General features: G+C 70.8%; 25 protein-coding genes. 13 read left to right on the plus strand and 12 right to left on the minus strand.

Annotated features, from left to right (window positions below; all coding sequences use genetic code 11):
• The first annotated feature begins 7 nt into the window (after window positions 1-7).
• On the plus strand, window positions 8-1,015 hold the full coding sequence (locus N553_RS23215; RefSeq protein WP_051640288.1) for a YihY/virulence factor BrkB family protein: 1,008 nt from the start codon (window positions 8-10) through the stop codon (window positions 1,013-1,015).
• Between the two features lie 5 nt (window positions 1,016-1,020).
• On the opposite strand, the gene N553_RS0116385 is transcribed toward N553_RS23215, so the two are convergent.
• From N553_RS0116385 to sdhC, 6 genes are all read right to left on the minus strand, one after another.
• Window positions 1,021-1,776: an aminoglycoside phosphotransferase family protein gene (locus tag N553_RS0116385; RefSeq protein ID WP_028047426.1), complete on the minus strand. Its 756-nt coding sequence runs from the start codon at window positions 1,774-1,776 to the stop codon at window positions 1,021-1,023.
• Entirely contained in the window at window positions 1,766-1,942 is a 177-nt protein-coding gene (locus N553_RS25445) for a hypothetical protein (RefSeq protein WP_197030106.1), read from the minus strand. The genes N553_RS0116385 and N553_RS25445 overlap by 11 nt, the downstream gene beginning before the upstream one ends.
• Window positions 1,943-2,118: 176 nt before the next feature.
• Complete coding sequence (locus tag N553_RS0116395) at window positions 2,119-2,877, minus strand: succinate dehydrogenase iron-sulfur subunit (protein ID WP_028047427.1); 759 nt, start codon at window positions 2,875-2,877, stop codon at window positions 2,119-2,121.
• Window positions 2,877-4,727 carry a succinate dehydrogenase flavoprotein subunit gene (gene sdhA, locus N553_RS0116400; RefSeq protein WP_028047428.1) on the minus strand — a complete coding sequence of 617 codons (1,851 nt, stop codon included), beginning with the start codon at window positions 4,725-4,727 and terminating at the stop codon, window positions 2,877-2,879. Before sdhA ends, N553_RS0116395 begins: the two co-directional genes overlap by 1 nt.
• A 36-nt stretch (window positions 4,728-4,763) precedes the next feature.
• Window positions 4,764-5,222: a succinate dehydrogenase, hydrophobic membrane anchor protein gene (gene sdhD, locus N553_RS0116405; RefSeq protein WP_028047429.1), complete on the minus strand. Its 459-nt coding sequence runs from the start codon at window positions 5,220-5,222 to the stop codon at window positions 4,764-4,766.
• Window positions 5,222-5,605 (minus strand): succinate dehydrogenase, cytochrome b556 subunit, encoded by a 384-nt coding sequence (gene sdhC, locus N553_RS0116410; RefSeq protein WP_369796721.1) that lies wholly within the window; start codon window positions 5,603-5,605, stop codon window positions 5,222-5,224. The genes sdhD and sdhC overlap by 1 nt, the downstream gene beginning before the upstream one ends.
• Before the next feature lie 177 nt (window positions 5,606-5,782).
• Between sdhC and N553_RS0116415 the strand changes: the two genes are divergently transcribed.
• From N553_RS0116415 to N553_RS0116460, 10 genes are all read left to right on the plus strand, one after another.
• Entirely contained in the window at window positions 5,783-6,892 is a 1,110-nt protein-coding gene (locus N553_RS0116415) for a mannose-1-phosphate guanylyltransferase (RefSeq protein WP_028047431.1), read from the plus strand.
• Between the two features lie 20 nt (window positions 6,893-6,912).
• On the plus strand, window positions 6,913-8,145 hold the full coding sequence (locus tag N553_RS0116420; RefSeq protein WP_028047432.1) for an amidohydrolase: 1,233 nt from the start codon (window positions 6,913-6,915) through the stop codon (window positions 8,143-8,145).
• A gap of 188 nt (window positions 8,146-8,333) precedes the next feature.
• The gene (locus N553_RS0116425) at window positions 8,334-9,440 is read left to right on the plus strand and encodes a BMP family protein (protein ID WP_028047433.1); all 1,107 of its coding nucleotides are present in this window, start codon (window positions 8,334-8,336) and stop codon (window positions 9,438-9,440) included.
• A 111-nt stretch (window positions 9,441-9,551) separates the two neighbouring features.
• Entirely contained in the window at window positions 9,552-11,114 is a 1,563-nt protein-coding gene (locus N553_RS23225) for an ABC transporter ATP-binding protein (protein WP_034622929.1), read from the plus strand.
• A complete protein-coding gene (locus N553_RS0116435) occupies window positions 11,111-12,355 on the plus strand; it encodes an ABC transporter permease (RefSeq protein WP_028047434.1) in 1,245 nt (414 codons plus the stop codon). Before N553_RS23225 ends, N553_RS0116435 begins: the two co-directional genes overlap by 4 nt.
• Window positions 12,352-13,635 (plus strand): ABC transporter permease, encoded by a 1,284-nt coding sequence (locus tag N553_RS0116440; protein WP_028047435.1) that lies wholly within the window; start codon window positions 12,352-12,354, stop codon window positions 13,633-13,635. The genes N553_RS0116435 and N553_RS0116440 overlap by 4 nt, the downstream gene beginning before the upstream one ends.
• A 1-nt stretch (window position 13,636) precedes the next feature.
• Window positions 13,637-14,032 (plus strand): cytidine deaminase, encoded by a 396-nt coding sequence (locus N553_RS0116445; RefSeq protein WP_028047436.1) that lies wholly within the window; start codon window positions 13,637-13,639, stop codon window positions 14,030-14,032.
• Window positions 14,029-15,315, plus strand: a complete 1,287-nt coding sequence (locus N553_RS0116450; protein ID WP_028047437.1) for a thymidine phosphorylase — start codon at window positions 14,029-14,031, stop codon at window positions 15,313-15,315. Before N553_RS0116445 ends, N553_RS0116450 begins: the two co-directional genes overlap by 4 nt.
• A 36-nt stretch (window positions 15,316-15,351) precedes the next feature.
• Complete coding sequence (locus N553_RS0116455; RefSeq protein WP_028047438.1) at window positions 15,352-15,567, plus strand: hypothetical protein; 216 nt, start codon at window positions 15,352-15,354, stop codon at window positions 15,565-15,567.
• A 30-nt stretch (window positions 15,568-15,597) separates the two neighbouring features.
• Complete coding sequence (locus tag N553_RS0116460; RefSeq protein WP_081844706.1) at window positions 15,598-16,746, plus strand: adenosine deaminase; 1,149 nt, start codon at window positions 15,598-15,600, stop codon at window positions 16,744-16,746.
• Between the two features lie 27 nt (window positions 16,747-16,773).
• Here N553_RS0116460 and N553_RS0116465 read toward each other — a convergent pair whose 3' ends face one another.
• Complete coding sequence (locus N553_RS0116465; RefSeq protein WP_028047440.1) at window positions 16,774-17,670, minus strand: LysR family transcriptional regulator; 897 nt, start codon at window positions 17,668-17,670, stop codon at window positions 16,774-16,776.
• Between the two features lie 93 nt (window positions 17,671-17,763).
• Between N553_RS0116465 and N553_RS23230 the strand changes: the two genes are divergently transcribed.
• A complete protein-coding gene (locus tag N553_RS23230; protein ID WP_051640267.1) occupies window positions 17,764-18,810 on the plus strand; it encodes a TDT family transporter in 1,047 nt (348 codons plus the stop codon).
• Here the strand turns inward: N553_RS23230 and N553_RS0116480 are convergent.
• The 5 genes from N553_RS0116480 to N553_RS0116500 form a co-directional block, all read right to left on the minus strand.
• Complete coding sequence (locus tag N553_RS0116480) at window positions 18,807-19,655, minus strand: aldehyde dehydrogenase family protein (protein WP_028047442.1); 849 nt, start codon at window positions 19,653-19,655, stop codon at window positions 18,807-18,809. The genes N553_RS23230 and N553_RS0116480 overlap by 4 nt on opposite strands.
• Window positions 19,652-21,112 (minus strand): aldehyde dehydrogenase family protein, encoded by a 1,461-nt coding sequence (locus N553_RS0116485; RefSeq protein WP_028047443.1) that lies wholly within the window; start codon window positions 21,110-21,112, stop codon window positions 19,652-19,654. The genes N553_RS0116480 and N553_RS0116485 overlap by 4 nt, the downstream gene beginning before the upstream one ends.
• Before the next feature lie 8 nt (window positions 21,113-21,120).
• A complete protein-coding gene (deoC, locus tag N553_RS0116490) occupies window positions 21,121-22,125 on the minus strand; it encodes a deoxyribose-phosphate aldolase (protein WP_028047444.1) in 1,005 nt (334 codons plus the stop codon).
• Window positions 22,126-22,187: 62 nt separating this feature from the next.
• Complete coding sequence (locus tag N553_RS0116495; protein ID WP_028047445.1) at window positions 22,188-24,050, minus strand: phospho-sugar mutase; 1,863 nt, start codon at window positions 24,048-24,050, stop codon at window positions 22,188-22,190.
• Window positions 24,051-24,087: 37 nt separating this feature from the next.
• Window positions 24,088-24,930 carry a purine-nucleoside phosphorylase gene (locus N553_RS0116500; protein WP_028047446.1) on the minus strand — a complete coding sequence of 281 codons (843 nt, stop codon included), beginning with the start codon at window positions 24,928-24,930 and terminating at the stop codon, window positions 24,088-24,090.
• Between the two features lie 54 nt (window positions 24,931-24,984).
• On the opposite strand from N553_RS0116500, the gene N553_RS0116505 reads away from it, so the two are divergent.
• The gene (locus tag N553_RS0116505) at window positions 24,985-26,427 is read left to right on the plus strand and encodes an NAD(P)H-quinone dehydrogenase (RefSeq protein ID WP_028047447.1); all 1,443 of its coding nucleotides are present in this window, start codon (window positions 24,985-24,987) and stop codon (window positions 26,425-26,427) included.
• Window positions 26,428-26,440 lie beyond the last annotated feature (13 nt).

The following is a 26,440-nucleotide window of genomic DNA, read 5'->3' on the forward strand; positions in this document are numbered from 1 at the left end:
GCAGGGCATGACCACGGAGGACGCGCGCCCGGCCCGCGGTGCAGGCGCTGCGCAGGCGCACGCGTTGGCGGCCGAGGCCGACGCCCCAGGAACGCCCACCAAGCCGGGCCTGGTCGCCCGCGGCATGGCGGTCTGGGACTGGGTGTCGCACACACGGCCCATGCGCGCCAACGCCCGGTTCGGTGCTCGCAACGGGGGGGTGCTGACGGGTGGCATCGCCTACGCGACCCTGTTCTCCGTGTTTGCGGCCCTGACGATCGGCTACACGATCTTCATGGCCGTGCTGGGGGACAACGAGCGGCTGCGCGCACAGATGCTCGACGCGATCGACACCGCACTGCCGGGGCTGGTCGACACGGGCGAAGGGGGCCTGGTCAAGCCCGAGGATCTCGTCCTGAACACCCAGCTCACGCTCGCCAGCGTCGTTGCCGTCGTCGTCCTGCTGCTCAGCGCCATGGCGGCCGTCTCGGCGATGCGACGGGCCGTCCGCTCGATGTTCGCCGACGACGACGTGTTCGGCAACGGGATGCTGGGGAAGGCACGCGAGCTGGGTGGCCTCGCCGGGTTCGCGCTCGCGTTCGTGCTCTCGGCGATCCTCACGATCGCCGTCACGAGCGCCACGCAGTGGCTGCTCGGCGCGCTCGGCTGGGTCGGTGCGACGACGATCGTGCTCACCGTCGTCGGGATCCTCGTCGCGTTCGTCGTGGACGCGTCGGTCTTCGTCCTCATCGTCACGGTGCTCGCGGCTCAGCACCCGGCACGCAAGGACCTGGTCCTGGGAGCGACGTTGGCGGGCATCGGACTCGGCGTGGTGCGTCAGCTGGGCACCGCCGTGGTCGCTGGGAGCGTCAACAAGAACCCGCTGTTCACGTCCGTGATCGTGCTCGTGACGTTGCTCGTCTGGATCAACCTGCTCGCCCGCATCGTCCTGCTCGTCTCCGCGTGGACGGCGAACCCGCCCTACGTCGACAAGAAGGCGATCGCAGCCGCTGCTGCGGCGGCGCGCGAGCAGTAGGCCTGTCAGCCGATCCGGGCGTGGAGCTCGGGCAACCGGTTCGTCACGACGGACAACCGGGCCAGGGTCGACGCCGGCTCGCCGACCTCGCCGAGTCGCAGCATCCCGACGTCGCCCGCGCGCTGGCCCTCGGCGATCCGGTCGGTCGCGGACGTGATGCGGACCGGGACATGGTCGAGCAGGGCGTGGGCGTCGAGGTCGCCGTACCCGTCGGCGATCGTGCGCAGCCCGCCGGCCACCTCGCCGGCATCGGCGTGCGGGTCGAGGAGTGCGGAGTTCCACGCGTACATCGCGACGTCGTCCAGCGGGACGCCCGGACCCGCCACGTCCCAGTCGAAGACACCCGCCAGCTCGTCGCCGTCGAACGCCAGGTTGTAGATAGCCGTGTCGTGGTGGCACACGATCTCGCCGGGTTCCAGGGCGCGCTCGGCGAAACGCCACCGGCGGCTCTCGCGGGGGAACCCCGACACGGCAGCATGGAAGGTCCGTAGCCAGCGCATCGCGGACCGGGTCTGGGCCGGCGAGGGCGCCTCGGTCCCGATGTCGAGCACGTGCCCAGGCAGGAAGGTCAGGATCTCGCGGCCGCGCCCGTCGATGCCCAGCACCTGCGGGATCTTCTCGACGCCGGCCGATGCGAGGAAGTCCAGCAGCTCGTGCACCGCCGGTGTCCAGGGGCCAGTGGGTCGGCGCACCGTGTCGCCGACGCGCACGGCACCGCCGACGTTGCCCCCGGGGAGGACGATCTCGGTGTCAGGCGTCACGGCGACGTTCCGGCACGGGCACGCCCCGGCGCTCCAGCTCGGCGACGACCGACGCGGGGAGGGCCCGGCAGCCGCACGCCGAGGCGTGCTCGACGTGCCAGTCGACCCGGGCGTCCAGCGGAGCTCCCTGCCCGAGCACGTGCCCGTCGTGCCAGGTGGTGTTCACGACCACAGTCCAGCACCCAGCAGGTCGATCGTCGATCCCGATAGGTGCGGGATCAGAAGGCGCGCGTGATCATCGCGCGCTTCGCTGTGCTTCTCGCGACCTCGGGCGGGTGCGTCAGAAGGCGCGCGTGATCATCGCGCGCTTCGCTGTGCTTCTCGCGACCTCGGGCGGGTGCGTCAGAAGGCGCGCGTGATCATCGCGCGCTTCACTTCTTGGATCGCCTTCGTGACCTCAATCCCTCGCGGGCACGCCTCGGTGCAGTTGAAGGTCGTGCGGCAGCGCCACACGCCCTCCTTGTCGTTGAGGATCTCCAGGCGCTGCGCGGCGCCCTCGTCGCGGCTGTCGAAGATGAACCGGTGCGCGTTCACGATCGCGGCCGGCCCGAAGTACTGCCCGTCGGTCCAGAACACGGGGCACGACGACGTGCACGCGGCGCACAGGATGCACTTGGTGGTGTCGTCGAACCGGGCGCGCTGCTCGGCGCTCTGCAGGCGCTCCTTGGTGGGCTCGTTCCCCGTGGTGATGAGGAACGGCATGATCTCGCGGTAGGAGGCGAAGAACGGCTCCATGTCGACGACGAGGTCCTTGATCACCGGGAGGCCCTTGATGGGCTCGACGATGATCGGCTTCTTGATGTCGAGGTCCTTGAGCAGCGTCTTGCAGGCCAGGCGGTTGCGGCCGTTGATGCGCATGGCGTCGGAACCGCACACGCCGTGGGCGCAGGAGCGACGGAACGTCAGGGACCCGTCCTCCTCCCACTTCACCTTGTGCAGCGCGTCCAGGACGCGGTCGGTGCCGTGCGCACGGACGGTGAACTCGTCCCAGTACGGCTCTCCCGTGCCGTCGTCGCCGGGCAGGTAGCGACGGACCTTGAGGGTGACGTCGAAGCTCGGGATCACGGGTGCTGCCGAGGGGGCGTCGAGGGTGGCGGTCATCAGTACTTGCGCTCCATCGGCTGGTAGCGGGTCACCGTGACGGGCTTGGAGCCCAGCACGAGCTGGTAGTCCTCGAACACGGTGCTGTGCGCGAACGCGCCCTTGTGATCGCCGTCGCCGTCGGCGCCCCAGAGGCGCTTGCCCTTGACCGGCAACGGGCGTCGATACGCCATCGTGTGCAGCATGTAGTTCTTGTCGTCGCGGTCCGGGAAGTCCTCCCGGAAGTGCCCGCCACGCGACTCGTTGCGGTTGAGGGCACCGACCACGACGGTCTCGGCGATGTCCAGGAGGAAGCCGAGCTCGACGGCCTCGAGCAGGTCGGTGTTGAACATCCGGCTCTTGTCCTGGACGCTCACGTGCCGGAACCGCCGCTGCAGGTCCTTGATGTCGTCGAGCGCCTGCGTCAGCGACTCCTTGGTGCGGAACACCTGCGCATTGAGGTCCATCGACTCCTGGAGCGCCTTGCGCAGGTCCGCCACGCGCTCGCCCTCGGACCGCGTCCGGATCTCCTCGAGACCAGCCACCACGGAGTCAGCGGCGCCCTCGGGCAGCTCGACCCAGGACGCCTGGAGCGCGTAGGCGGCGGCGGAGATCCCGGCCCGCTTGCCGAACACGTTGATGTCGAGCAGCGAGTTGGTGCCCAGGCGGTTGGAGCCGTGCACGCTCACGCACGCAACCTCGCCCGCGGCGTACAGGCCACGGATGACGTCGGTCTGGTTTCGCAGCACCTCGGCCTCGATGTTGGTGGGGATGCCACCCATCGCGTAGTGCGCGGTCGGGTACACGGGCACCGGCTCCGTGTACGGCTCGATGCCGAGGTAGGTGCGGGCGAACTCGGTGATGTCCGGGAGCTTGGCGTCGATGTGCGCCGGCTCGAGGTGCGTCAGGTCGAGCAGCACGTAGTCCTTGTTGGGACCGGCGCCCCTGCCTTCACGGACCTCGTTCGCCATCGACCGAGCGACGATGTCGCGCGGCGCCAGGTCCTTGATCGTGGGGGCGTAGCGCTCCATGAAGCGCTCGCCCTCGGAGTTGCGCAGGATGCCGCCCTCGCCACGGGCCGCCTCGGACAGCAGGATGCCCAGGCCGGCCAGGCCGGTTGGGTGGAACTGGAAGAACTCCATGTCCTCGAGCGGGATGCCACGGCGGTAGGCGAGCGCCATGCCGTCGCCGGTGAGGGTGTGGGCGTTCGACGTCGTCTTGTAGATCTTGCCGGCACCGCCCGTGGCCAGGACCACGGACTTGGCCCGGAAGACGTGGATCTCGCCGGTGGCCAGCTCGTAGGCGACGACGCCCGAGACGTTGACCTCCTCGCCCTCGGCCACGTGGCCGGCGGCGAGGTCGTGGTCGACCAGAAGGTCGAGGACGTAGAACTCGTTGAAGAACTCGACCTCGTTCTTGACGCACTGCTGGTAGAGCGTCTGCAGGATCATGTGGCCCGTGCGGTCCGCGGCGTAGCAGGACCGGCGCACCGCGGCCTCGCCGTGGTTACGCGTGTGCCCGCCGAAGCGCCGCTGGTCGATCCTGCCCTCGGGCGTGCGGTTGAACGGCAGGCCCATCTTCTCCAGGTCGAGCACCGCGTCGATGGCCTCCTTGGCCATGACCTCGGCGGCGTCCTGGTCGACCAGGTAGTCGCCGCCCTTGACGGTGTCGAACGTGTGCCACTCCCAGTTGTCCTCCTCGACGTTGGCCAGTGCGGCGCACATGCCGCCCTGCGCCGCACCCGTGTGGGAGCGCGTCGGGTAGAGCTTGGAGATCACGGCGGTGCGTACGCGCGTCGAGGACTCGAGCGCGGCGCGCATCCCTGCGCCGCCGGCGCCGACGATCACGACGTCGTACTGGTGGGTCTGCATCGGGGTCGATGCCTTCCTGTTTCTTGGGGGGAGGGCTCAGGCCGTGCAGAAGGACGGCAGCAAGGCAGCCGGTGCGTCGGTCGGGCACGGGTCGAACGTGAAGATCACCAGCGTGCCCAGGACGACGACGACCATGAACGCGAGGTAGAGCAGGACCTTGAGCGCGAGCCGCAGCCCGTCACGCTCGGCGTAGTCGTTGACGATCGTGCGCACGCCGTTGGTGCCGTGGATCATCGCCAGCCAGAGCATGAGCAGGTCCCAGACCTGCCAGAACGGCGACGCCCACTTGCCGGCGACGAAGCCGAAGTCGATCGCCTTGACGCCATCGCCGGCGACGAGGTTGACGAACAGGTGCCCGAAGATCAGGACCAGCAGGATGACGCCGGACGCGCGCATGAACACCCAGCCGTACAGCTCGGTGTTCCCACGGGTCGTCAGCCGGGAGGGGCGGGCCCTGGGAGCGCGTGGCGCCTTCGGGTCGGCGATGGCGCTCATCACTCGCCCCCGAACACGTGCATCAGGTGGCGGGGCAGGAACCCGGCCATCGTCACGACGAACAGGCCGAGGACGATCCAGAGCATCACGCGCTGGTACCTCGGACCCTTGGCCCAGAAGTCCACGAGCACGATCCGGATGCCGTTGAACGCGTGGAACACGATCGCGGCGACGAGGCCGGCCTCACCGAGTCCCATGATCGGGTTCTTGTAGGTGCCGATCACGTCGTTGTACGAGCCCGGGGAGACGCGGACCAGAGCCGTGTCGAGGACGTGCACGAGGAGGAAGAAGAAGATCGCGACGCCGGTGACGCGGTGCGCGACCCACGACCACATGCCTTCTCGCCCTCGATAGAGCGTTCCGGCGGGCGCTTTGCGCTTCACCGGCGCATCGGGCGCTGCGGACACTGGGGAATCCTCCTGGCGAGTCAGCGGTGGGACGACAGCGTCCCTAGACCTGTCCACTGTAGTGAACGACTCGGGAAGGGACGCGACGCGAACGGCCCGTGTGAGGTACTCCACATGCGGGGCTGAGCGTGCGCGATGACTACCCTGACCCCCATGTCTTCCAGCGGATCGACCATCCCAGGCTTCCACGCCGTCATCCCCGCGGGCGGAGCGGGGACCCGGTTGTGGCCGCTCTCGCGGGCCGGGCACCCCAAGTTCCTCCTCGACCTGACGGGGACGGGACGCACCCTCCTGCAGGGCACGGTCGACAGGTTGCGCCCGCTCGCCGGCGACGCGGGGATCCTCGTCGTGACGGGCACCCGTCACGCCTCGGCGGTCGCGGGACAGCTGCCGGAGCTGGCCCCCGGGCAGGTGCTCTCGGAGCCCTCGCCCCGGGACTCGATGGCGGCGATCGGCCTGGCCGCAGCGGTCCTGGTCCAGCGGCACGGCGACGACGTGGTCCTCGGGTCGTTCGCCGCTGACCACGTGATCTCCGGGACCGACAGCTTCGAGCAGACGGTTCGCGACGGCGTCGTCGCAGCGCGGGCCGGCTACGTGGTGACGATCGGCATCCGTGCCACCGAGCCGTCGACGGCCTTCGGGTACGTCCGGTCGGGGGAGAGCCTCGGTCTCGACAAGGCCCCCAGCGCCCAGCACGTCGCAGGATTCACGGAGAAGCCCGACGCGCACACCGCGGCCGAGTACCTCGCCACGGGCGAGTACCGCTGGAACGCGGGGATGTTCATCGTCAAGGCGCGCGTGCTCCTCGACCACCTGGCGGCCCAGCTGCCGCTGCTCGCGGCCGGTCTGGTCGAGATCGCGTCGGCATGGGACGGGCCGGACAGGTCCGAGGTGCTCGATCGCGTCTGGCCAGGCCTGACGAAGATCGCGATCGACCACGCGATCGCCGAGCCGGTCGCCGCCGCCGGCGGGGTCGCGGTCGTGCCGGGTGACTTCACGTGGGACGACGTCGGCGACTTCGCCTCGCTCGCCGTGCTCCTGGACGGTGGGACGCTCGGCGACCCGTCGGCCGTGCAGCGGATCGACGCCCAGGGGTCCCTGGTCGTGGCCGGGGACGGCCGGACGGTCACCGTCATCGGGGTTCCCGACGCGGTGGTCGTCGACACACCCGGCGCGGTCCTGGTCACCACCCGCGCGAGCGCGCAGGCCGTGAAGCAGGCCGTGGACGGCTGGCGTGCGCAGGGCCGTGAGGACCTGCTCTGAACGGTGGATAGGGTCGAACCGTGCCTGACCTCATCGCTGTCGCCCCGCTGAGCTCGTTGCGCCCCGCACCTACGGAGGCGGTCGCCGCCGAGCTGGTCGAGCTGTACGACGACCTGCGAGACGAGCTCGTCGCGATCCGTCGTGACATCCACGCGCACCCTGAGCTCGGCCGCACGGAGGTGCGCACGACCGGCCTGCTGGCAGACCGGCTCAAGGTCGCGGGCTTCGATCCGCAGCTGCTGCCGGGATCAGGTCTCGTCTGTGACATCGGTCCCGGGCCGGCGGTGACCGGCCGACCACGGATCGCCCTGCGCGCCGACCTGGACGCGCTGCCGGTCGCCGACACGACCGGTCTGCCCTGGGCGTCGACGACGCGCGGGATCGCGCACGCCTGCGGGCACGACGTGCACACCACCGCGGTCCTGGGCGCAGGACTGCTCCTGGCTCGGGTCGCCGACCGGATGACCACCGGCGTGCGGCTCGTGTTCCAGCCTGCCGAGGAGGTCCAGCCCGGCGGTGCGCTGGACGTGATCTCGGCGGGAGGGCTGGACGGCGTCGGGCAGATCTTCGCGTTCCACTGCGACCCGAAGGTCGACGTCGGGCAGGTCGGCACCCGCATCGGCCCGATCACGTCGGCGAGCGACGAGGTCACGGTCACGGTGTCCGGCAGGGGCGGGCACACGTCCCGGCCGCACCTCACGGGCGACGTGGTGTTCGCGCTCGGTCAGGTCATCACGCAGGTGCCAGCCATCCTCGGCCGACGCCTGGACCCCCGCTCGGGCGTGAACCTCACGTGGGGTGCGGTGCAGGCCGGCTCCGCGCACAACGCGATCCCCGCGATCGGCACGGTCCGGGGAACCCTGCGGTGCCTGGACGTGCGTGCGTGGGAGAAGGCGTCGGAGGTGTTCCTGGCGGCTGTCGAGAACGTCGTGGCGTCGCTGGAGGTCGAGGTCGAGGTGCGGCACCACCGCGGCGTCCCGCCGGTGGAGAACGCCGCGAACGCGACGGAGATCCTCGAGGAGGCCGCGCGAGAGGTGCTCGGTACCGGCTCGGTCCTGCTCACGGAGCAGTCGCTGGGCGGCGAGGACTTCGCCTGGTACCTGACCAAGGTGCCCGGCGCGATGGCCCGCCTGGGCACCCGGACGCCGGGCGGGCGCACCTATGACATCCACCAGGGAGACCTGCGCGTGGACGAGCGCGCGGTCGAGGTCGGGGCGCTGTTCCTCGCCCGTGCGGCCCTTCTCGCGGGCTGAGACGATCCGTCCGCAGCCCTGGCCGGATGTACCAAGTCGGTAACGTTACCTGCAGGTATACCCCTCGGTAACATATGCGTTACCTGGTGCTGGCTAAGGTCCGATGCATCAACGCAGGGTAGGCACAGTGTCGTGTCGAAGGGCACAACAGGCCCGCCCGGAGAACTGACGAGATTCAGGAGACGCCCGTGAACAGAATCATTCGAGTGGCCGCGCTCGGCGGGGCGCTCGCGCTCGCGCTTGCGGCGTGCGGCAGTGCCCCCGAAGACGACAGCTCGTCCGCCTCGTCCACGGCCGCGGCCGGTTCGTCGGACTTCAAGGGCTGCATCGTCTCGGACTCGGGTGGTTTCAACGACAAGTCGTTCAACGAGTCGGGCCTCAACGGCCTGAAGGCGGTCGAGGCCTCGCTGGGCATCGAGACCGCGCAGGCCGAGTCGAAGTCGGACGACGCGTACGCGCCGAACATCGACAACCTGGTCAGCCAGAACTGCAACATCATCGTGACCGTCGGCTTCAAGCTCGCGACCGCGACCGCTGACGCCGCCACGGCGAACCCGGACGTCGACTTCGCGCTCGTCGACGCACTGCCCACCGACGCCGACGGCAACCCGGTCGAGCTGGACAACGTCAAGCCGCTCCAGTTCGACACCGCTCAGGCGTCGTACCTCGCCGGCTACCTCGCCGCGGGCATGAGCAAGTCCGGCAAGGTCGGCACCTACGGTGGCCTCGCGATCCCGACCGTCACCGTCTTCATGGACGGCTTCGCCGACGGCATCGCGAAGTACAACGACGTCAAGGGCACGAACGTCGAGCTTCTCGGGTGGGACAAGGAGGCCCAGACCGGTCTCTTCAACCCGCCGGAGGCGCCGTTCGCTCCGGGCTCCGGCAAGGCCAACGCCGACTCGCTCGTCGCCCAGGGCGCCGACATCATCCTGCCGGTCGCCGGTGGTGCCGCACTCGACGCCCTGACGACCGCCAAGGCCACGGCTGGGACGCTCGTCATCTGGGTCGACACCGACGGTGCGCTCGTCAACCCCGACTCCTCGTCGGTCATCCTCACCTCGGTGATGAAGCTCATCGACGCGGCCGTCAACTCGGCCGTGAGCGACGCTGCGGGCGACACGTTCGACCCGTCGCCGTACGTCGGTACGCTCGAGAACGAGGGCGTCGGCCTCGCGCCGTACCACGACCTCGACTCGACGGTCCCGGCTGACCTCAAGGCGGAGATCGACCAGCTCAAGGCCGACATCATCTCCGGCGCCATCAAGGTCGAGTCGCAGAGCTCGCCCAAGTAGTTCGTCGTTCGCGATCGAGCCGGCCCAGGCACCTGCTGGGCCGGCTTGGTCGCGTCCAGGGCCGCCAGGGTCCTACTGTCAGACCAGGTCGTACGCCGAGGAGGGCTACACGTGCTGCTGGAGTTGCGGGGCATCACCAAGCGGTTCGGGCCGCTGGTGGCAAACGACCACATCGATCTCGTGATCGAACCGGGACAGATCCATGCCCTGCTCGGTGAGAACGGTGCCGGCAAGTCCACGCTGATGAACGTCCTGTTCGGGCTCTACGAGCCCGACGAGGGCCAGATCGCTGTCGACGGCACCCCCGTGACGTTCCGTGGACCCTCCGACGCGCTGGCCGCGGGGATCGGCATGGTGCACCAGCACTTCATGCTCGTCCCGGTCTTCACCGTTGCCGAGAGCGTGATGCTCGGGCACGAGTCCACCCGCGGCGTGATGCTGGACCTGGACGCGGCGCGTGCACAGGTGCGCGAGCTGTCGGCGCGGTTCGGCTTCGACGTCGACCCTGACGCGCGCATCGAGGACCTGCCCGTCGGCGTGCAGCAGCGCGTCGAGATCATCAAGGCCATGGCCCGCGACGCCAAGGTGCTGATCCTCGACGAGCCGACCGCGGTGCTCACCCCGCAGGAGACCGACGAGCTCATCGAGATCATGCGCCAGCTCGCTGCCGCCGGGACGTCGATCGTCTTCATCACCCACAAGCTGCGCGAGGTGCGCGCGGTCGCGGACGTCATCACCGTCATCCGCCGTGGCGCGGTCGTCGGGTCCGCCGCACCGACGGCCGACGAGTCCGAGCTCGCCGCGATGATGGTCGGCCGGGCCGTGCTGCTCGACCTGGACAAGGCACCCGCCCAGCCGGGCGCGACCGTCCTGTCGGTCCGGGACCTGCTCGTGCTGGACCGAGCGGGCACGACGGTGGTCGACGAGGTCTCGTTCGACCTGGCACGCGGCGAGATCCTCGCGATCGCCGGTGTCCAGGGCAACGGCCAGTCCGAGCTCGCCGAGACGATCCTGGGCCTGCTGCCCCCCGTGGCCGGGTCGATCGTCCTCGAGGGCACAGAGCTGGTCGGGAAGTCGGTGCGCGAGATCCTCGACCACGGCGTCGGTTTCGTCCCCGAGGACCGGTCGCACGACGGGCTCGTGGGCGAGTTCAGCGTCGCCGAGAACCTCGTGCTGGACCTGATCTTCGACCCGCGCTTCCGCAAGCCGTTCGGCGTCGACATCGCTGCCGTGCAGGCCAACGCCCAGCAGCGGATCGGCGAGTACGACATCCGCACGCAGGGCCCGGGCCAGCCCGCCGGTCGGCTGTCCGGCGGCAACCAGCAGAAGGTCGTCGTCGCTCGCGAGCTCTCGCGGCCCCTGCGTCTGTTCGTCGCGAGCCAGCCGACGCGCGGTGTCGACGTCGGCTCGATCGAGTTCCTGCACCGGCGCATCGTGCAGGAGAGGGACACGGGAACCCCGGTGATCATCGTGTCCACCGAGCTCGACGAGGTCAGCGCTCTCGCGGACCGGATCGCCGTGATGTACCGCGGCAAGATCGTCGGCATGGTGCCGGGCGACACCCCGCGCGACGTGCTCGGCCTGATGATGGCCGGCGTCCCGCTCGACGAGGCCCGCCGGCAGGCCGCCGAGAACCCCACGACCGAGACGATCCTCAAGGAGGGCGACCTGTGACCGACGAGCTCGTGCCGGACCAGGCGGACGCTCCGCCCGCGGCACCGCCGCCCAAGGACCCGACCGAGGACGCGGCGGCGAGCTGGTTGCGCCGCGTCTCGACCGGTGGGGCGATGGTCACCGTGCTGGCGTTCGTGCTTGCGCTCGTCATCGGCGGCGTGCTGATCGCGGCGGTGAACCCCGAGGTCACCGCGGCGGCGCACTACTTCTTCGCCAAGCCGGCCGACTTCTTCGAGGCGGCGTGGCGGGCCGTGAGCGAGGCGTACTCGGCCCTGTTCCGCGGAGCCGTGTACGACCGCGAGGCCGACACGTTCGCGAAGGCCATCCGGCCGTTGACGGAGACGATGACGATCGCGACCCCGCTGATCATCGCGGCCCTCGGTGTCGCGGTCGCCTTCCGTGCCGGTCTGTTCAACATCGGTGCACAAGGACAGGTCATCCTCGGCGCGTCCCTGGCCGGCTACATCGGCTTCACGTGGCAGCTGCCCGCCGGGATCGCCTGCCTGGTGGCGCTGCTGGGCGGTGTGCTGGCCGGTGGACTGTGGGCCGGCATCGCGGGTGTGCTCAAGGCGCGCACAGGTGCCCACGAGGTGATCGTGACGATCATGCTGAACTACGTCGCGATCTCCTTGCTGGCGTGGTTCCTGACCACCGAGGCGTTCCGGGTCCCCGGGTCGGCGGAGCCGAAGTCCCGCACGGTCCGCCCGGAGGCGCAGCTGCCCCTGTTGTTCGGGGACCAGTACCGCGTGACGTGGGGATTCGTGATCGCGATCCTCGCGGCCGTGTTCGTCTGGTGGCTCATGTCGCGCTCGCGCATCGGCTTCCAGTTCCGGGCGGTCGGGTTCAACCCCGCCGCCTCGCGCACCGCGGGCATCTCGGTCCAGAGGATCACCGTCTACGTGATGCTGACGTCCGGTGCGCTCGCCGGCCTCGCGGGCGCGGTGCAGCTGCTGGGGACCTCGAAGTACCTCACGGACGGCATCGCGGGGACCATCGGCTTCGACGCGATCACCGTGGCCCTGCTCGGTCGGTCCAAGCCGCTCGGCATCTTCTTCGCGGGTCTCCTGTACGGCGGACTGAGCGCGGGAGGCCGGTTCATGGAGGTCGTGACGGGCACCCCGATCTCGATCGTCCTGGTCCTGCAGGCGCTCGTCGTCCTGTTCGTGGCCGCACCTACGCTCGTCCGCACGATCTTCCGCATCCCCGCGCCAACCGCTGAACTCAAGGGAGCGACCGCATGAGCACGGTCATCGATGACCGACCGGTGGCCGAGGCGCACGTCGTCTCCCCCCGCCCCGTGCTGCGGGTACCGATCACGCTCGCCGTGCTGAGCGTGATCTCCCTGCTCGCGTTCGGTCTCGGCTCCGAGTCCGGAACGACGTCGACGCTCGCCCTGTCGTTCCGGAACGACGCGGTGCAGCTGTCACCGCTCGTGCTGAACACCAAGGGGACGTGCCTCGCCCTGTCGGTGATCTGCCTGGCGATCGCTGCCTACTCGTTCCTCGCGGCGTTCCGGTTCCGCAAGACGCCGATGTGGCTCAACGCGCTGTTCGGGGTCGCCTGGGTCTTCGCGTTCCTCGTGTGGGCCGTCGAGGGCAAGTCGACGTCGTTGGTCGACCTGCTCCAAGGCTCCCTGCTGCTCGCCGTGCCGATCGCGTTCGGAGCGTTCGGTGGTGTGTTCTGCGAGCGTGCCGGCGTCGTGAACATCGCGATCGAGGGCCAGCTGCTGGTCGGGGCGTTCGCCGCTGCGGTGGTCGCGAGCGTGACGGACAACGTCTACGCCGGCCTGCTCGCAGCGCCTGTGGCGGGCTGCCTCCTGGGACTGCTGCTCGCACTGTTCACGGTGAAGTATGCGGTCAACCAGATCATCGTCGGCGTGGTGCTCAACGTGCTGGCGGTCGGCCTGACCAGCTTCCTGTTCGCCGCGGTCCTCAAGCCCAACGCCGAGACGCTGAACACGCCCCCGCTCCTCGAGCCGATCGCGATCCCGGTGCTGTCCTCGATCCCTGTGCTCGGCCCGGTCCTGTTCCGGCAGACGATCATCGTCTACGCCATGTACGCCGCGGTCGTCGTGCTGACGATCGCCCTGTTCCGCACCCGCTGGGGTCTGCGGGTCCGGGCGGTCGGCGAGCACCCCGAAGCCGCCGACACGGTCGGCATCCAGGTCAACCGCACGCGCTGGCGCAACGTGCTGTGGGGCTCGTCGACGGCGGGGTTCGGTGGCGCGTTCTTCACGATCGGCTACGTCGGCGCGTTCGGGCCGGAGATGTCGGGCGGCAAGGGCTACATCGCCCTGGCGGCCATGATCCTGGGGCGGTGGACGCCGATCGGCTCGCTCGGTGCCGCCCTCTTGTTCGGCTTCGCGACGAAGCTCGTCTCGGCACTGTCCGTCCTGGGAACGCCCGTACCGAGCCAGTTCCTGCAGATGCTCCCGTACCTGCTGACGATCTTCGCCGTGGCCGGTTTCGTCGGCCGCGTGCGCGGCCCCGCCGCGGCCGGTGTGCCCTACGTGAAGGGCTGACGTGGAGATCGACTGGGATGCGCTGCGTGGGGCGGCCACGGCCGTCATGCACCGCGCATACGCCCCGTACTCGGAGTTCCCCGTCGGAGCCGCCGCCCTGGTGGACGACGGTCGCGTGGTGGTCGGCTGCAACGTCGAGAACGCGTCCTACGGGGTGACGCTCTGCGCGGAGTGCGCGCTCGTCTCCGGGCTGCACGTGTCCGGAGGTGGCCGTCTGGTCGCGTTCACGTGCGTGGACAAGCACGGCAACGTGCTGATGCCCTGCGGCCGCTGCCGTCAGCTGCTGTGGGAGCACGGGGGCGCGCGGCTCCTCGTCGAGACCGTGCACGGCATCAAACCGATGACCGAGGTCCTTCCCGACGCGTTCGGACCCGCTGACCTCGAGGAGCGAGCATGAGCTTCGACGCTGTGGACGTGATCGTCGCCAAGCGCGACGGGCACCAGCTGACGGATGCGCAGATCGACTGGGTGGTCGACGCCTACACGCGCGGCGTGGTGGCGGACGAGCAGATGTCGGCACTGACCATGGCGATCCTGCTCAACGGGATGAACCGTGCGGAGATCGCCCGCTGGACGGCCGCGATGATCGCGTCCGGCGAGCGGATGGACTTCTCAGGGCTGTCCCGCCCGACGGCCGACAAGCACTCGACCGGTGGCGTCGGCGACAAGATCACGCTGCCGCTGGCACCATTGGTCGCCGTCTTCGGCGTCGCGGTGCCGCAGCTCTCGGGCCGCGGGCTCGGGCACACGGGGGGCACGCTGGACAAGCTCGAGTCGATCCCGGGCTGGCGTGCCGAGCTGAGCAACGCCGAGATGATGGCGCAGCTCGACGAGGTCGGCGCGGTCATCTGCCAGGCCGGTGCTGGGCTGGCGCCCGCGGACCGCAAGCTCTACTCGTTGCGGGACGTCACCGGAACGGTCGAGTCGATCCCGATGATCGCCGCGTCGATCATGAGCAAGAAGATCGCCGAGGGCACCGGTGCGCTCGTCCTCGACGTCAAGGTCGGGTCCGGCGCGTTCATGAAGGACCTCGACCGCGCGCGTGAGCTGGCCCGCACCATGGTCGAGCTCGGCACCGACGCGGGGGTGAAGACCGTCGCGCTGCTCACCGACATGTCCACGCCGCTCGGGCTGACCGCGGGCAACGCCCTCGAGGTCCGTGAGTCGGTCGAGGTCCTCGCCGGCGGCGGCCCCGCCGACGTCGTCGAGCTGACCGTGGCGCTGGCGCGCGAGATGCTCGCGGCCGCGGGGCGCCCGGACGTCGACGTCGCGGCGGCGCTCGCGGACGGCCGGGCCATGGACGCGTGGAAGCGGATGATCGAGGCCCAGGGTGGCGATGCCGGTGCCACGCTGCCCGTCGCGAGAGAGACGGAGCAGGTGCTGGCCGAGGCGGACGGCACCGTCACGGTGCTGGACGCGTACGCCATCGGAATCGCGGCGTGGCGTCTCGGCGCGGGACGCGCCCGCAAGGAGGACCCCGTGCAGGCGGGCGCCGGTGTGGAGCTGCACGCCCGGCCGGGAGACATCGTCCGTGCCGGCCAGCCGCTGCTCACTCTTCACACCGACACCCCCGAGCGGTTCGAGCGGGCGAGGGAGGCTCTCGTGGGCGGCGTCGTGATCGCTCCCACCGGAACGCCCGTCGGGGTGCGTCCGCTCGTCATCGACCGCATCGAGGGCTGACGCGCAGCTTCGGTGGGTCGGGGGCACGATGGAGCCATGAGCACCGTTCCCGGGAGTGACGCCTGGCGGGATGCGGGCCTGGCGCCGGTGGACCCGCACCGGCCCCTGAGCCTTGCGGACGACACGGACGTGACCGACGACGAGGACTACGAGCCCGGCTTCGCCCGTGCGGACCTCGACGGCCGTGCCGACGAGGCCGACGTGGTCGAGCAGGACAGCGAGCTCCCCGACGAGGACGACGACTCGAGGTGACGAAACGGGACACTTCGGTACGGTGTGCCCATGAGCGCCCCCGCCGAGACCCCTGCCGTCGTGGCAGACGTCGTCACCCCTGAACCCGCCGGAGCGCTCGTCGCGCTGATCCCGGGACTGCCCAAGGTCCTCCTGCACGACCACCTCGATGGAGGTCTGCGCCCGCAGACGATCGTCGAGATCGCCGCCGAGGTGGGTCACCAGCTGCCCGCGTCGGACGCGGAGACGCTCGGCACGTGGTTCTACGACTCCGCATCCTCCGGCACGCTGCCGCGCTACCTCGAGACCTTCGACCACACGATCGCGGTCATGCAGACCGAGGAGCACCTGCGTCGGGTGGCGCGGGAGTCCGCGATCGACCTCGCGGCCGACGGGGTGGTGTACGCCGAGCAGCGGTACGCACCCGAGCAGCACCTCCGGGGTGGGCTGTCGCTGCAGCAGGTCGTCGACGCCGTGCAGCAGGGATTCGCCGAGGGTGTCGCTGAGGCGGCCGCCCAGGGCCGCTCCATCCGGATCGGGACGCTCATCACCGCCATGCGGCACGCCGACCGCTGGGACGAGATCGCCGCCCTGACCTTGGCCAACCGCGACAACGGGGTGGTCGGCTTCGACATCGCGGGCGCCGAGGACGGCTTCCCGCCGTCGAGGCACCTGTCCGCGTTCCACACGCTGCGCGACGCACACTTCCCGGTCACCGTGCACGCGGGCGAGGCAGCAGGCTACGACTCGATCTCCGAGGCGGTGCACCTCGCGCAGGCCGCACGGATCGGGCACGGCGTGCGGATCGTCGACGACGTGGCGACCGACGAGCTGGGTGACAGGCTCGGGCTCCTGGCGCACTGGGTCCGTGACCGGCCCGTGCCGCTCGAGCTGTGCCCGTCGTCGAACGTGCAGACCGGTGGCGCCGTGTCGGTCGGGGAGCACCCGGTGACGCGGCTCAAGCGCCTCGGGTTCGCGGTCACCGTGAACACCGACAACCGGCTCCAGTCCAGGACGTCCCTGACCCGCGAGCTGACGCTCCTGGTCCAGGAGGCGGGCTGGACCCTGGACGACCTGCGGGACGTGACGGTCACCGCGGCGTCGCACACGTTCCTGCACCACGACGAGCGTCAGGCGCTCCTCGAGAACGTGATCCTGCCTGCTTACGCGGCCGCCAGGCCGGGGCGGCACCGCGCCTGACCGCGGGCCCTTCTTGCATCGCGGCTCCTAGTGCGTGGCGATCGCGAGCAGGTCGCGCGCGGACCCTGTCGGGCGCTGCCCGCGCGGCCAGACGGCGCGCAGCTCGCGCGTGAGGTCGACGTCGCGCACCGCCACCCGGACCACTCGGCCGGCGGTGACGTCGTCGGCCACGGCGAGCTCACTGAGCACCGCCGGGCCCGCTCCGGCGGCGACCGCTGAGCGCAGCGCGCTGGTGTTGGCCAGCTCGAGCAGCGGCGTCGCGAGCGGTTCCCACGGCGCGAGCGCCATCTCGAGGGCGGTGCGGGTTCCGGAGGCGGGTTCGCGCTGCACCAGGCGGGTCGCGGCGAGCGTCTCGGGGAGGAGCGGTCTGCGCAGCTTCGCCCAGGGATGACCCGGCGGGACGACGACGACCAGCTGGTCCCGGGCGACGGTCTGCGAGTCGAGTCCTGGCGGGATCCGGGGACCCTCGACGAAGCCGAGGTCGGCGGCGCGGTCGAGCACGCGAGCGGCGACGTCCGCGGAGTTGAGCGCCGTGAGGCTCACGGCGGTCTCCGGCCGCCGGGCGGCGAGCCGGACGAGCCAGAGCGGGACGAGGTGCTCGGCGACGGTGAGGCTCGCAGCGACGCGCAGGCGGACCTGCCGGTCGTGGCGCAGCGAGCCGATGCCGGCCTCCAGCACTCCGGCGGCGTGCAGGACGTCACGCGCCCAGTCGGCCAGCAGGGAGCCCTCCGTGGTCAGCGTCGAGCCACGTGCGCTCCGGGTGACCAGCGGGAACCCGACCAGGCGTTCCATGCTCTTGACGCGCGCCGAGACGGCCGGCTGGCTGATGCCGTGCTCGGTGGCTGCCTGGCCCAGGCTGCCCGTGGATGCGACGCGGATGAGCAGCTCGAGCGAGTCGAGGTCGGGGACATGGGTCAGTCGCATCGGGTCAGTCTATGGGCGCCCATAACCCAAGCCTATGGCTCGATCAGGTCGAGACGCCTACCCGGTCGTCTGGTCCGCCCGCACGCTGGATGCATGACCACCACCCTCGAGCGCGCGGTCGTGCGGGAGCCGCGCCTGTCGGCCGTCGGCCCGAACTGGTACGCGTCGGTCATGGCGACGGGGATCGTCGCGAACGCCAGCGCCACGCTCCCCGTGCAGCTGCCGGGACAGCACCGGTTCGGCCTGCTCGTCTGGCTGCTCGCGGTGCTGCTGCTGGCGGTCGTCACGGCGGTGACCGCAGCCCACTGGGTGCAGCACCCGGTCGCCGCCCGAGGCCACCTGCGTCACCCCGTGCTCGGGAGCTTCTACGGCGCCATGCCGATGGCACTCCTGACGGTCGGGGCGGGCACCTGGACCTTCGGGCCCGACGTCATGGGTGCGCGCGCCGCGCTGGCGGTCAGCTGGGTCCTCTGGAGCGCCGGCACGGCAGGAGGGCTCGCCTGTGCCGTCCTGGTGCCCCGTCGCGCCTACACGGGCGTCCCGTTCGGAGGGTGGTTGATGCCGGTCGTGCCGCCGATCGTCTCGGCCGCCACCGGCGCACTGCTCGTCGAGCAGCTGTCGCCCGGACCGGCTCGCGACGCGATGCTGGCGAGCTGCTATGGCATGTTCGCGGTGTCGCTGCTCGCAAGTGCTGTTGTCGTCTGGCGGATCGGTCGCCGGGTGGCGACGCACGGCATCGGCCCGGTCGCGCTGGTCCCGACGCTCTGGATCGTGCTGGGACCGCTCGGACAGTCGATCACGGCGGCGAACGGACTCGCGACGGGCGCGGGCGGAACGCCGTACGCAGGGGCAGCGCAGACGTTCGGCACGGTCTACGGCCTGCTCGCCTGGGGACTGGCCATCCTCTGGCTGGGCACGGTGGCCGTCGTGACGCTGCAGGCACGGCCGGCGTTCGGGCTGCCGTGGTGGAGCTTCACCTTTCCCGTCGGGACGGTCGTCACGGGCTCGAGCGCACTGGCGTCACGCACCGGCCTCGCGGTGTTCACGTGGTCGGCCGCAGGCCTGTACGTGGGGCTCGTCGCCGCGTGGGCCGTGGTCGGGGCCCTGACCACGGCCCACGCGAGGCAGCTGCTCGCCTAGATCAGACCCTTCGTGTGCCAGACCGTCTTCGTCTCCGTGAAGGCGGTGATGCGTCCGAGCGACTGGTCGACGTCCTGGGGCGCCAGGACACGCTTGAGCGTCTCAGCAGCCGCGACCTGCAGGTCGACCCAGTCGAGGTCGCCCGCGCCGGTCAGGTCGAGCCCGTTGACGTCCGCGTGGCTGGCGAGCCACGGTGCGATCTCCGCCGGGGAGCCCGTGAGCACGTTGACCACGCCCTTGGGCACGTCGCTGGTCGCAAGAACCTCCGACAGGCTGATCGCGGACAGCGGGAGCCGCTCGGAGGCCACGACGACGACCGTGTTGCCCGCGACGAGGGCGGGGGCCACGACGGACACGAGCCCGAGCAGCGACGAGTCCTGCGGTGCGACGATCGCGACCACACCCGTGGGCTCAGGCACCGAGATGTTGAAGTAAGGCCCGGAGACCGGGTTGGCGTTGCCGGAGACCTGCGCGTACTTGTCCGCCCAGCCCGCGTACCAGACCCACCGGTCGATCGCCGCGTCCACCTGCGCGGTCGCCTTGCCGGCGGACACGCCCTCGGCGTCGACGATCTCCGCGACGAACTGCTCACGCCGACCCTCGAGGAGCTCGGCGATCCGGTAGAGCACCTGCCCCCGGTTGTAGGCGGTCGCACCGGACCAGCCGCCGACGGCCGCGCGCGCGGCGACGACCGCGTCCCGGGCGTCCTTGCGGGACGCCTTGGCGGCGTTGGCGAGGAACGCTCCCTTGCTGCTGGCGACCTCGTACGTGCGGCCCGACTCGCTGCGGGGGAACGCGCCCCCGATGTAGAGCTTGTACGTCTTCGGGACAGCCAGGCGGCTCACTTGGTGGCTCCGTTCGTCGACGTGCTCGTCCTGAGGTACGCCGCGATCCCGTGCCGGCCGCCCTCGCGGCCGTAGCCGGACTCCTTGTAGCCACCGAACGGGCTCGACGGGTCGAACCGGTTGAACGTGTTGGCCCAGATCACGCCGGCACGCAGCTGGTCGGCCACCGCCAGGATGCGGCTGCCCTTGTCGGTCCAGATGCCCGCAGACAGGCCGTACGGCGTGTTGTTGGCCTTGGCGATCGCCTCCGCGGGCGTGCGGAACGTCAGCACGCTCAGCACCGGTCCGAAGATCTCCTCGCGGGCGATCCGGTGGCTCGTCGAGACGTTGGTGAAGATCGTGGGCGCGAACCAGAAGCCGTTGGCGGGGATCTCGCAGGGTGCGGTCCACCGCTCGGCACCCTCGGCCTCACCGACGTCGCTCAGCGTGCGGATCCGCTCGAGCTGGCTCGCGCTGTTGATCGCCCCGATGTCGGTGTTCTTGTCCAGCGGGTCGCCCAAGCGCAGCGTCGACAGTCGCGCCTTGAGCCGGTCCACCACCTCGTCGTGCACGGACTCCTGGACCAGCAGGCGGCTGCCGGCGCAGCAGACGTGGCCCTGGTTGAAGAAGATGCCGTTGACGATGCCTTCGATGGCCTGGTCGATCGGGGCGTCGTCGAACACGATGTTGGCGGCCTTGCCGCCCAGCTCCAGGATGACCCGCTTGCGCGTGCCGGCCGTCTGCCGGGCGATCGCCCGCCCGACCGGGGTCGAACCCGTGAACGCGACGATGTCGGCGTCGGGGTGCCCCACGAGCGGCTTCCCGGAGTCGCCCGCCCCCGTGACGATGTTCACGACACCGGGCGGGAGGTCCGCCTGCTGCACGATCTCGGCGAACAGCAGAGCCGTCAGCGACGTGGTCTCGGCAGGCTTGAGCACCACGGTGTTGCCGGCGGCCAGCGCCGGGGCGATCTTCCACGCGAGCATGAGCAGCGGGAAATTCCACGGGATCACCTGCGCGGCCACACCGAGCGGTGCGGGCGCCGCGCCCAGGCCCACGTGGTCGAGCTTGTCCGCCCAGCCTGCGTAGTAGAAGAACCACGCGGCGACCAACGGCACGTCGACGTCGCGGCTCTCCTTGATCGGCTTGCCGTTGTCCAGGCTCTCGGCCACCGCGAGCTCGCGCGCCCGCTCCTGCACGAGGCGGGCGATGCGGAACAGGTACTTGCCGCGGTCGCTCCCGGAGAGGCGCGACCACGTCTTCTCGTACGCCTTGCGCGCCGCTGCGACAGCGGCGTCGACGTCCGCTTCGTTGGCGTGCGCGATCGTCGCGATGTGCTTCTCGGTCGCGGGGTTGATGGAGGCGAACGGGGTGCCGCTCCCGGCCCGGAACTCGCCGCCGATGAACAGGCCGTACTCGTTGCGCAGGTTCAGGACGGACTGGGACTCCGGCGCCGGCGCGTAGTCGAGGAATGTCATCAGGGGCCTCAGTCGATCGTCACGTAGTCGGGACCGGAGTAGTGGCCGGTCGCCACCTTCTGGCGTTGCAGGAGCACGTCGTTCAGCAGGCTCGACGCCCCGAACCGGAACAGGTGCGGTGTCAGCCACTCCTCGCCCGTGGTCTCGGCGACGGTCACCAGGTACTTGATCGCGTCCTTCGAGGTGCGGATCCCGCCCGCCGGCTTCACGCCGACCCGATGACCGCTGATCCGGTGCCAGTCGCGCACGACCTCGAGCATGAGGAGGGTCACCGGGAGGGTCGCCGCGGGGGAGACCTTGCCGGTCGAGGTCTTGATGAAGTCCCCACCGGCCAGGATGGCCAGCCAGCTCGCGCGGCGGACGTTGTCGTAGGTGTTGAGCTCGCCCGTCTCGAGGATCACCTTGAGGTGGGCGTAGGTGCCGTCGGGGCGTCGGCACGCCTCCTTGACCGCCACGATCTCGTCGTAGACCGCGCCGAACCGCCCGGCCAGGAACGCCCCGCGGTCGATGACCATGTCGATCTCGTCCGCACCCGCGGCCACGGCGTCCGCGGTGTCCTCGAGCTTGATCGAGCGTGAGGACCGCCCGCTCGGGAAGGCCGTCGCGACGGCCGCCACGGCGATCCCGCCGGCCTCCGGGTCACCGTGGGACGCGCCCAGAGCCTGCACGGCGTGCCCGACCATGTCGCCGTACACGCACACGGCGGCCACGCGTGGGCAGGACAGGTCGGCCGGGTCGGGCGTCACGGCCTTGGCGACGAGGGACCGTACCTTGCCGGGCGTGTCCGCACCCTCGAGCGTCGTCAGGTCGATCAGGCCGATCGTCCGATCGAGCGCCCACACCTTCGACGTCGTCTTGATCGACCGCGTGCCAAGCCCTGCCGCTCTCTGCTGGAGGCCGACGGCGTCGACGCCGGGGATGCCCTGCAGGTACCGCCTCAGGTTCGCGTCGTTCGGCTCACCGCCGATGAGCGCCAGTGCCCGATCGGTCGGGACGATCTCGACTCCGGTCATTCCGCGACCTCGTTGTTCCTCACGGGTTGATCTTCGCGCATCGGAGCGGGTAGAGCACACACCTAGATGCCGAGCGACGCCCGCACGTCTGCCGCGACGGCGTCCAGGCGCTTGCGCGCCTCGTCGCGGGCATGGCCGACGGCGGTGTCGTCCGCGTGCGAGCCGACCGGCTGGATGACCTCGAGGTAGGCCTTGACCTTGGGCTCCGTCCCGCTCGGACGCACGATGACGCGCGTGCCGTCCTCGGTGAGCATGCGCAGCCCTTCCGTCGGGGGCAGGCCGTCGCGGTCGTCCTCGGTGCCGGCGGCCAGGTCGACCACCTCCGTGACCTGGGAACCGCCCAGAGCGCGAGGGGGAGCGGCCTTGAGACCGTGCACGAGCGGGAGGATCTGGTCCTGCTGGGTGAACCGGGCGGACACCTGGTCGGTCAGGTACAGGCCGTGCGTGCGCGCGATGTCGTCGAGGCCGTCGAGCAGGGTGCGCCCCTCGGCGAGCAGGCGTGCGGCCAGCCCCGCCATGAGCAGCGCCGCCGAGATGCCGTCCTTGTCCCGCACGTGCGCGGGGTCCACGCAGTACCCGAGCGCCTCCTCGTACCCGAACGCCAGGTGGTCGACGCGGGAGATCCACTTGAACCCCGTGAGCGTCTGCGCGTAGCCGAGCCCCGCGGAATGCGCGATCTTGCCGAGCAGTCGCGACGAGACGATCGAGCTGGCGAACGACGGCGTCGTCGCGTTCGGCTCCGCGTCGGAGGCGAGCCAGCGTGCGGCCATCGCCGTGCCCAGCAGGGCGCCGGTCTCGTCGCCGTGCAGCCTGCGCCAGCCCTCCGCCTCGGCCGTGTCCGGACCGCGGTGGGTACGGTTCCGCGGATCGCGGACCGCCACCGCGCAACGGTCCGCGTCGGGGTCCAGGGCGATCACGAGGTGGGCGCCCTCGTCGCTGGCCAGGCCGGTCGCCATGTCCATCGCCCCGGGCTCTTCGGGGTTGGGGAACCCGATCGACGGGAACTCGGGGTCGGGGTCGAACTGCTCCGGCACGATGAGGACCCGGCTGAACCCGGCCCGCGCGAGCACGCGCTGAGCCACCTCGCCGCCCACGCCGTGCATCGGCGTGAGCACGATCTTGAGCTTCGCGGCGGCGGCACGGCTCGCGTCGTCGGCAGGTGCCAGGGCGACGACCGCGTCCACGTAGGCGTCGAGGACGTCGGCCCCGAGCACGGTCCAGCCGTCGGTCGACCGTGGCACGGATGCGACGGACGGCACGTGGGCGATCTCTGCTGCGATGGCCGCGTCGGCAGGCGGCACGATCTGGGAACCCTGACCGGAGCCGGTGACGACCCGGCCACCGAGGTAGACCTTGTAGCCGTTGTCCTCGCGCGGGTTGTGCGATGCCGTGACCATGATCCCGGCGTCTGCGTCGAGGTGTCGCACCGCGAAGGCGAGCACCGGCGTGGGGAGGGACTCGGGAAGGACGAGCACCTCGATGCCCACCGCGGTCAGGACGGCGGCCGAGTCGCGTGCGAAGTCCACCGACCGGTGCCGGGCGTCGTACCCGATGACGACCCGGGGCCGCGGGTGCACGCCGTCGAGCTCACCTAGCAGGTAGTCCGCCAGACCGGCCGCCGCGCGGATCACCACCGCACGGTTCATCCGGTGCGGGCCACCGCCGATGCGCCCCCGCAGACCCGCGGTGCCGAACTGCAGAAGGCCGCGGAACCGGTCGGCGAGCTCGGCGCGGGCCTCGCGTCGGGCGTCCATCGCCTGGCGCTGGGTCGGGTCGGGCTCGCGACCCTCGGGAAGGTCGGGTCGTTCCACGTCGGCGAGCGTCAGCAGGGCGCGAAGCTCGTCGGCCGTGTGCGGGTCCGGGTCGTCCTCGATCCATGCCTGAACGCGAGTCCGGAGGTCTGCCCACGCATCGTCGCCGGTCATGGGCCCAAACTACTCACGCCTGCGGGCCGGTGCCCATTCAGAGGCGGCGGACGATTTCCGCGAGCAGGGCGCTGATCCGCGGACCCGCCGCAGCGCCGGCCTCGAGAACTTCCTCGTGGGAGAGCGGGTCAGGGCTGATCCCGGCAGCGAGGTTCGTGACCAGCGAGATGCCGAGCACCTCCAACCCGGCGTGCCGGGCCGCGATGGCCTCCAGGCTCGTCGACATGCCGACGAGGTCACCGCCGAGCCTGCCGGCCATCTGCACCTCGGCCGGCGTCTCGTAGTGAGGTCCGGGGAACTGCACGTACACGCCCTGGTCGAGAGTCGGGTCGACCTCGCGAGCGATCGCCCGCAGCCGCGACGAGTACAGGTCCGTCAGGTCGACGAACGTCGCGCCCTCGAGGGGGGACGTCGCGGTGAGGTTGATGTGGTCGCTGATCAGCACCGGGGTACCGGGACCCCACGCGAGGTTCAGCCCGCCGCACCCGTTGGTGAGCACGACGGTCTTCGCGCCGGCGGCGGCCGCAGTACGCACCCCGTGCACCACGCGCCGCACGCCGCGGCCCTCGTACAGGTGCGTCCGGCTGCCGAGAACCAGCGCGTGCGTGGCGGGTGATCCGGACGGTCCTGCGATGCGGATCGAGCGGATCGTCCCCACGTGGCCGACGACCGCGGGTGCCGAGAAGCCCGGCACGTCGTGGCTCGCGAGCTCGGCGACCGTCTCGCCGAGCAGCTCGGCAGCGCCGCCCCAGCCCGAGCCGAGCACGAGCGCGACGTCGTGCGTCGGCACCCCCGTGGCGCGTGCGATGTAGGCCGCCGCGGCACGCGCGACGTCGAACGGGTCGGTGGTCGGGTCGTCCAGGGATGTGACGTCGCTCATGATCGAAGGCTAACGCCCTGGCCAGGATGCGACCGAGCGGCAGAATGGTTCTCCGTGAGCACCCCGTCGCAGGAATCCGCCAACCCCCGAGTCGTCATCATCGGCGGTGGGCCGGGCGGCTACGAGGCGGCGCTCGTCGGCCGCCGGCTCGGGGCGGACGTGACGGTGGTCGAGGCCGCGGGCCTCGGCGGTTCGGCCGTCCTGACGGACGTCGTGCCCTCCAAGACCCTGATCGCGACCGCCGAGTGGATGACCATCGCCGACCGGGCCCCCGAGCTGGGGATCAGGCTCGACGGCACGCCGCTGGACACCAGCGGGCTCGACCTGCTGCGGCACCGCATCGACCTCGCGGCGGTCAACACCCGCGTCAAGGCGCTCGCGGCCGCCCAGTCCGCGGACATCCGCGCCCGGCTCGAACGCGAAGGTGTGCGGATCATCCTCGGCCACGGCAGGCTCGACGGAGCCTCCCGCGTGCTCGTCTCCACCCCTGCCGGTTCCGACGACCTGGCGCTCGACGCGGACGTCGTCCTCGTCGCGACCGGCGCCACGCCGCGCGCGCTGCCCGAGGCCCGGCCCGACGGCGAGCGGATCCTCACCTGGACCCAGCTGTACGACCTGTCCGAGCTGCCCAAGAAGCTCATCGTGGTGGGCTCGGGCGTCACGGGGGCCGAGTTCGCGGGTGCCTACACGTCGCTCGGTGCCGAGGTGGTCCTGGTGTCCAGCCGGGAGCGGGTGCTGCCCGGGGAGGACGCCGACGCGGCGCAGCTGCTCGAGGACGTGTTCAAGACGCGTGGCATGACGGTCATGTCGCGGTCGCGTGCGTCCGGGGCCCGGCGGACCGCCGACGGGGTCGAGGTCACGCTCGCGGACGGGCGGGTCGTCGAGGGCACGCACGTGCTGTTCGCCGTGGGCTCCCTACCGACCTCGCGTGACCTGGGACTGGAGGAGGCCGGCGTCCGGCTGACCGCCTCGGGCCACATCGAGGTGGACAAGGTGTCGCGCACGAACGTGCGCGGCGTCTACGCGGCCGGCGACGTGACCGGTGTCCTGCCGCTCGCCTCGGTCGCGGCCACGCAGGGCCGGTTGGCCATGGCGCACGCGCTCGGGGACGCCGTCGCGCCGCTGTCGGTGCGGGGGGTGTCGTCCAACATCTTCACGCTGCCCGAGATCGCCACCGTCGGGCTGTCCGAGGCGCAGATGCAGGAGAGCGGGCTCAAGTACTCGGTCAGCATGCTGCCGATCGCCCGCAACCCGCGCGCCAAGATGCTGGGCGTCCGCGACGGGTTCATCAAGATCTTCGCCCACGCAGGTTCCGGCGTCGTGGTCGGTGCGGTCATCGTCGGCCCGCGCGCGAGCGAGTCGATCTTCCCGTTGAGCCTCGCGGTCAACTACCGGCTGACCACCGACCAGATCGCCGAGACGTCCACGGTCTACCCGTCGTACTCGGGCACGATCGCCGAGGTCGCGCGGATGCTCCACCACCGCATCGAGGACTGATCGGCTCGGGGTC

The organism is Cellulomonas sp. URHE0023 (assembly GCF_000688475.1).
Taxonomy (GTDB): Bacteria; Actinomycetota; Actinomycetes; order Actinomycetales; family Cellulomonadaceae; genus Cellulomonas.